This window comes from Aeromonas sp. ZOR0002, from assembly GCF_963866995.1.
GTDB classification, from domain to species: domain Bacteria; phylum Pseudomonadota; class Gammaproteobacteria; order Enterobacterales; family Aeromonadaceae; genus Aeromonas; species Aeromonas caviae.
On the sequence record NZ_CAWMFQ010000113.1, the window covers coordinates 1 to 2,559 of the forward strand.

General features: G+C 64.3%; 3 protein-coding genes. All 3 read right to left on the reverse strand.

Translation table 11 applies throughout. The features are described 5' to 3' along the window. On the reverse strand, positions 1-772 hold a 772-nt coding region (gene hutG, locus AACR77_RS06490; protein WP_042880451.1), incomplete at its 3' end, for a formimidoylglutamase. Further along, positions 765-2,000 (reverse strand): imidazolonepropionase, encoded by a 1,236-nt coding sequence (hutI, locus tag AACR77_RS06495; RefSeq protein ID WP_010672608.1) that lies wholly within the window; start codon positions 1,998-2,000, stop codon positions 765-767. The genes hutI and hutG, both read right to left, overlap by 8 nt. Before the next feature lie 156 nt (positions 2,001-2,156). Beyond that, the coding region (locus tag AACR77_RS06500) for a UTRA domain-containing protein (protein WP_042880453.1) at positions 2,157-2,559 on the reverse strand (403 nt) is incomplete at its 5' end.

Here is a 2,559-nt window from a genome sequence, read left to right on the forward strand (position 1 = left end):
GAGCGCTCACTCCCGGCATCACCGCCGCCGGCAGCACGTCGAGATCGATGGTGAGATAGAGGTGGTCGCAACGGGCGATGAAGGCATCCAGCCCGCTGAGCAAGACTGGCAGCTCGGTCGGCGTCATCGCCTCGTCCAGCACGTGCCAGACTCCCAGCGCCTCGGCGCGGGCAAAGAGCGCCGCGGTATTGGCGGTTTCGGCCACCCCGAGACAGGCATAGTGAAAGGGGGTGCCCTGGGCAGCGCACTGCTCGGCAATCTGGAAGAAGGGGGTGCCCGAGCTCGCCTGCTCCTGTTTCATGCGCAGATCGAAGTGGGCGTCGAAATTGATGATCCCGACCCGCCCTTCGCCGCCAAGATGACGGTTCAGGCCGCTCCAGCTGCCAAACGCCACCTCGTGGCCGCCTCCCAGCACCAGGGGGAAGTGTCCCTGATCCAGTGCACTCGCGACCCGCTCGGCCAAGCGCCCGTGGGCGGCATCGAGATCGCCGTCCTCACAGGCCAGATCCCCGCCGTCATAGACGGGGGCGCCCAGGTGCCAGGCCGTGTTGGTCAGCAGCTTGCGCACCGCCAGCGGTGCACCGGCCGCACCGACCCGTCCCTTGTTGCGGCGCACCCCTTCGTCACAGGCAAAGCCGAGCAGTACCACGCCGGGTTCGCGATTCCCCTGCCAGGGTTGCACCCTGTCGTGCCAGCGCAGGGCCAGCTCGCCGTCTTCGGGATCCTGACGCCCCTGCCAGACCGACATGTCGATCCCGTTGAACTTATCCATGAAGGGTTTCCTCCCCGTTGACCACACGGCTCACCAGCTGATCGACACCGATGAGGTAGCTGAGCTCGGCCGGATGGCCGCAGTTCCAGACAAGGAAATCCGCCAGCATGCCGACCTTGAGCTGCCCCAGCCGTTCCTGCTCGCCGAGCGCCCTGGCGGCGTGGCGGGTCACCCCGGCCATGGCCTCCACCGGGGTCAGGCCAAACAGGGTGCAGGCCATGTTCATGGCCATGCGCAGGGAGACGATGGGAGCCGTGCCAGGGTTGATGTCGGAGGAGACAGCCATGGGTACCCCCGCCTTGCGCAAGGCGGCGATCGGGGGCAGCTTGGTCTCCTTGAGGAAATAGAAAGCGGTGGGCAGCAGGGTGGCGACCACGCCACGGTGGGCCAGCGCCTGGATCCCGTCCTGATCCAGATATTCCAGATGATCCACCGAGAGGGCGCCGAAGTGGGCGGCGAGCGTGCTGCCCCCCAGGTTGGAGAGCTGATCCATGTGCCCTTTCACCGCGAGGTTGTACTGATCCGCCGCCAGATAGACCTGCTCGGTCTGGGCAAGGGAGAAGCCGATGTGCTCGCAGAAGACATCCACCGCATCCGCGAGACCTGCCTCGGCCGCCGCCGGGATGATCTCCTGGCAGATGGTCTCGACCCAGGAGTCGGGATCGTCGCGATACTCCGGCGGCACCGCATGGGCCGCCAGCAGCGTGGTCTTGACCCGGATGGGCTGCGTCTCTCCCAGACGACGGGCCACCCGCAACATCTTGAGCTCGTCTTCCAGGGTGAGGCCGTAGCCGGACTTGATTTCGACTGTGGTGACACCTTCCCGGATCAGGGACTTGATCCGCGGCAACGCCAGCTCATAGAGCCGCTCCTCGCTGGCTGCCCGGGTGGCGCGCACCGTGCTGATGATACCGCCCCCCTTGCGGGCGATCTCCGCATAGGGGACCCCCTTCTGGCGAAGCTCGAACTCTTCAGCGCGGCTGCCAGCGAAGATGAGGTGGGTGTGGCAATCGATGAGACCGGGGGTGACCAGCTTCCCCTTCATGTCCTGCCAGGAGGCGGCATAGGGGCCCTTGAGATCCTGCATGGGGACCAGAGCGTGGATCTTGCCATCCCGCACGCCAAGGGCATGGGGCTCCAGCAGGCCGTAGTCCGCCAGATCGGGGCGCAGGGTGGCGGGTGTCACGTTGAGCCAGACCCGCTCGCAGTTCAACAGTTCCTTGTTCATACCGACCTCTAAATGTATATACAATAATTTATAGCCGATCTCTGAAAAGAAAGAAAGGATCAAGTTCACATCTTGATAACAGCGGCTTTATTAGAGTGTAAGCACAAAAAAGCCCACCGAGAGGTGGGCTTTTAAATGCTTAATTTGTATATACAATTATGCGAGACGCGTCTTGGAGCTCAGCTTGTAGCGGGAACCTGGCGAGAGCAGGCGGGCATAGGAGACCAGAAAGCCATCCGACCAGGTGCGCCGGTGCAGCAGCAGGCAGGGGGTATCGACCCGCACCTGCAGCAGGCCCGCCTCGCCGGCGCTCGGCAGCACCGCCTCCACCACGTGCTCCATCTCGGAGAGGGGGCAGATCTCCATCAGATAGCTGTTCGGCGTCTGCTGCGTGAAATCCTGCTCCCCATAGCCGGGCAGACGCTCGGCATCGACGAAGCGCTCCTCCAGCTGCAGCGGCTCCCCATCGGCCTGATGGACGATGAGGCTGTGAAAGGTGGGCGCCCCGACCCGCAGGCCCAGACGTACCGCCACTTTCTCGTCGGCGGCCTGACGTTGT

Excerpts from the sequence above, each read along its gene's own strand:
- hutI (WP_010672608.1), bottom strand. The coding sequence starts at position 2,000 with ATGAACAAGGAACTGTTGAACTGCGAGCGGGTCTGGCTCAACGTGACA.